Annotated in this window: 2 protein-coding genes and 1 pseudogene; all 3 read left to right on the top strand. The window is 56.5% G+C overall.

Annotation, left to right across the window (positions count from 1 at the left end):
- A pseudogene (locus L248_RS12965) lies at positions 1-1,768 on the top strand (hypothetical protein); the annotation flags it as partial.
- On the top strand, positions 1,768-2,514 hold the full coding sequence (locus L248_RS12970) for a hypothetical protein (RefSeq protein WP_022530710.1): 747 nt from the start codon (positions 1,768-1,770) through the stop codon (positions 2,512-2,514). The pseudogene L248_RS12965 and the gene L248_RS12970, both read left to right, overlap by 1 nt.
- Positions 2,511-4,732: hypothetical protein (locus L248_RS12975; RefSeq protein ID WP_196812042.1), on the top strand; the 2,222-nt coding region annotated here is incomplete at its 3' end. The genes L248_RS12970 and L248_RS12975, both read left to right, overlap by 4 nt.

Here is a 4,732-nt window from a genome sequence, read left to right on the forward strand (position 1 = left end):
GGTGGCGCGGACCACTGGGCAGATGTCTTCCGCCGCCAAAAAAGCTGGTGAGGATTGGAATAAGCTGATTCTCAACCCCAAAACTGGCGAAATTAAGACCAATGCTCAGCAGGTGCTCAACGATACCGCTAAAACAGACAGGGGCTGGAAACAGCTGCTGTTTGCCGCCAAGAATGCAAAAATCAACAGTAACGCCAAGGACATGATCGCCGAGGCGGCTATCCAAGCGGGCAAATGGGACAAACTCACCTTGGAAGAGAAATGGGCGTTGGCACATACCAACGCCGACGCGGTCGTCGAGCAGATGCTCAACCTCAATGGGCAGTGGGCGCACCTGACGTTTGCACAAAAGACCGCCATTGTGACGGCCAAAGGGAACAAGGAGCTGACCGACGCCATCTATAACGCCGGGGTCTGGAATAGCCTCGGCATCAAAGACATTGAAGCCCTGGTCAACGTCAAAGGCACTGACAAGTTGATTGACAGTCTGGATCAGCTCGGCTTGTGGAATAAGCTCGATCCCAAGACCCAGCTGGCGATTGTCCAGGCTAAAGGTCAGACCGAGTTGTCCCAGATCCTGTACGATGCTGGCGTTTGGCAGTCACTGAGTCTCCAGCAAATCATGGCCACGGTCACCACTGCCGGGACTGCCGATGTGGTCGACACTCTCAACAAACTCGACCGCTGGAATACACTCACGCCCAAGGAGCAACTAGCCATTGTCCAGACGCAGGGGCTTCCGGGATTGGCCGAAGTGGTTGTTAAGTATGGCATCTGGAACAATCTGCCGCAAACGACCAAGGACTTGTTAGTATCAAACGCCGACGCTAAGGCCAAGCTCGAAGAGGCCGGCGTCAAGATCAACGATTACAACAACAACTTCAAACCATTTCCGAAAGTGATGACGGCCGATAATTCTGACGTGCTGGCCAAGCAGGTCGCAGCTAACAAAGCCTTGGGCAGCTTCAATTCGCTGGGTCTACCAGTCAAAGCGATGAAGGCCGACAGCAGCGATGTGGAGAATAAATCCTCCCGCGGCAAGAGCGCCATTACCCAGTACAACAATACTGGTATTCCGGGGAAGAAGTTCACGGGCGACAGCTCGAGTGCTGTCAAGGCAGCCGACACTGCTAAGTCTCATTCCATTGCGTTTAATAACGCGCCCAACCCGACCAAGCACATCAAAGCCAATGATGAGGCCAGCAGCCCAATCGAGCATGCGATGAATTGGCTGACCAAGTGGAGTAGTGGCCCTAGCATCATCACCAAGACGATCCGCACCGTGCAAGAAGCCTGGAACAAAGTCACTGGCAAGCAAACTGGGGATTCTGACTTCGCCGGTGGCCCAGTTATGGTCAATGACCAGCGGGGGCCGGTATTCCGCGAAGCAATCCATTTTGCCAATGGTCAGACGGTGATCCCAACTGGCCGCAACGTCATCACCAACCTTCCGCGGCACGCTGAGATTATTCCGGCAAGTAAAACAGCCAAACTATTTGACATCCGCCAATATGCACAAGGAACGCCCGGTTATCAGTCGGTCATTCCAAAGCTGCAAGCAATCAGCAGTCAGCCCAATGTGACCACTGCTAACAGCACCGTCATCAACAGTGGCAGCACTATCAATCCGACCTACAACGTCAACATCACCATTGCGGGCCCGGTCACCAGCAACACTGGAAAAACCATAGGCCAGCAAGCGATGGCGGAGATCAAGCGGATGACCAATAACCAAAACATCATCAACGGTAAGGAGGCGGCGTATTAATGCGACCTGGCGAGTTTTTTATCAACGGCAAAAGCAGCATCGACGCCTTCGGGGCCCGGCTGACCGGCTACCCAGCGATCCCGATGCCGCAACGCAAGCGCAAGCTCTACGACATTGCTGGCGCCAGTCGGCAAGCAGTCGTCGACCTGGGCGGTTATGAGCCCCGCCAGTTTGATATTGAGATCGTGCTGGCGGCCAAAGGCCCAGAGCAGCGGGCCATCAATGAGAGCAACCTGTTCGCGGCATTTGACAGTCCAGGTTACGTCTCATTTGCCCACTACGGCGAGCCCGACTACAGCTATCACGTGCTCAGCGTCGACAAGGTCACCAACACTCGCCCCGCGCGGATGTCAGATTATCGCGTGTTGGCACTGACCCTGGAAGCCGACGCTTACAAGTATTATCGCGAGGATACTGAGATCACGCTGACCGGTCCGGGGACCATCGACAACAACTTTTGGTACCCGGCTCGACCGCTGATCACGGTCTACGGCACCGGCAATGTGACCCTCAAGGTGGGCGGGCAACTGTATGCCTTGCGGGGTATCCCCGGCAACGTCAGCATCGACAGCGACGAGAGCGCCCAGGATGTCTACACCACCGATGCCAGTGGGGCCCAGACTCTGCGGTACGATGTGGCCAACCCCACGACGTATCCCACACTGGCGCCTAATGAGGCGACCAGCATCGACTGGACGGGGACAGTGTCCAAAATCATTATCAAACCGGGGTGGCGCACGATATGACAAATATTAAGCTATACCCCGCAGGCACCAAGGATTTTAGCAGCGGTGGCCGGGCGTTGACCCAGATCATTGCGGATAGCGACAGCATCAAGCGAGTGCGTAACGGTGAGGACAACGGTCAGCTGCAAGTAGCGGCAACCGACCCGCTGTTTGGCGAGATCACCGAGGGGATGATCGTCCAGCTGCCACCGGATGCTGGGCACAGTGACGACCTGTACTACATCCAGAGCACCGAGGCCAGCACAGCGGATGGCACCATGACCATCAACCTGCAACACATCACTGCCCTGGCCAACAATTATCACATGATCACCAAGTCGACGGTCGATGGCAACACGCCGCAGTCGATCCTGCGGTCGCTCGATGCCAAGCTGGATCGGCGCAGCCCATTTGTGTACGACAGCAATATCACCACGCCGCTGACCGGGACCGGCGTCATCTACCGCAACCTCAACCCCAATGAGCTGATCCTGGGCGAAAGCAACAGCTTGCAAAAGATGACCGGGGGCCAGGTGATCCGCGACCACTACAATCTGCGATTAGACAATATCACTACACACCGTCAGATCCATATGCGGCGCGGCAAGAATATCGCTGGCGTGCAGGTCACCCGGTCGCTGGAGGGCCTGGTTACCCAGGTCGTCCCGTACTACACGCCAAAATCTGACGACAACAACAAAAACCCGGAGCCGGTCTACGGTGACCCCGTCAAGTCGCCGCTGGCAGGCAACTACCCGGAGATCTACAGCATCAACGTAGATTACTCCAGCCGCGCCGACAACATGGCCGATGTGATGGACTTGGCCCGTAAGTATTGGGCCGAAAATCCCGATAGCGACAAGCCAGCATACGACTTGCAGATAAGCCCAGTCGAGTACGGCAGCCAGCGGCTGGAGCAGGCCACTATCCAGGATGACGCCATCGTCTATTACGATAAGGACTTTGGCATTGCCACGACGCTACCAGTATATGAGACAGACTACTCCCCAGTGTTGGGCATCAACACCCTGGTCAAGGCTGGCACTCAAGCAACTAATTTGTGGCACAGCCTTGAGAGCCGAATCAAAGCGGTCGACGATAAGACCGACGTGATCGACGACAAGATCGACAACGAGACCGACGACCGCAAGGAGGCAGACGATGCGGTCAAAACGGACGCAGCCAAGACAGCCGGCGAGCTGGCACTGACCGCGGCCAATGGACGCAACAAAAACTACTACACCGACACTCAGCCGACCAGCGCCCAGGAGGGGGATTTATGGTTCCCGGGCGCCATGGGTAAGGGCCCAGCCAAGATGTACCGCTACACCAACGGCAAGTGGGTTGAGTTTGACACCGAGGCAATCGACAAGGAGCTGCGGGCCAAGGTCGACGCCAGCAACGCCGCAATGGATGCAGCGATCGCAGCCGCTGGTTTTGACAGTGCCACCAGCCTGTTTAAACAGGTCAGCGCTGATCAAAAGCAGCTCGTCTCTGTTGTCGGCAACCTCAATGGGCTACAGAGTACGGTCGAGGACATTCCGGGCCAGATCAAGAGCCAGATCACCCAGCTGAGTGGGGCTTTTGATGTCAAGATCACTGGCGTGCAGACCGCGGCCAATGCGGCCAAGGATGCCGCAGCTGGGGCCCAGACCACGGCCAACAACGCCCAGGCAGGGGTCAATGATATTAACAACAACCTGACAGCACGGATCAGTGCGAGCGTGCGCAATGGCTTGGCCAATGTGACGCTGCAAGCTGGGCAAGGATATGTCTATCTCAGCGGCACGGGTACGTACAGCGAGGTTGCTATCTCGGGGAGCGTAGTGCATATCACTGGCGACACTTGGATTGACAATGCCAGCATCCAGAGCGGCGCCATCGCCAACCTGGATGCAGGCAAGATCGTGACTGGCACGCTCAACGGCATCGACATCTCGGCCGCACGGACTATCACGCTACAACCGGGTTACGATTACAACCCATTCGACGACGGTAGCGTCAATCCATACGGGGCACAGGTCGGCACTGTCATCTCCGGCAAGTGGGGCATCTCAACTGGGGGCGGTCTAGAGGTCAACCAAGAGACCCACTTACACAAATGGCTCAAGGTTGACGGCTCGATCAACGCGCCTAGCATCTCAGCAGACAACGGGGTGTTGTACATCGGCGGTGGCAGTTTCAAGGTGTTCAACGGCTATAAGGGGTACGCGCTTTATTGGCTTGGCGGTGGTAAGAG

The organism is Schleiferilactobacillus shenzhenensis LY-73, assembly GCF_000469325.1.
Lineage (GTDB): Bacteria > Bacillota > Bacilli > Lactobacillales > Lactobacillaceae > Schleiferilactobacillus > Schleiferilactobacillus shenzhenensis.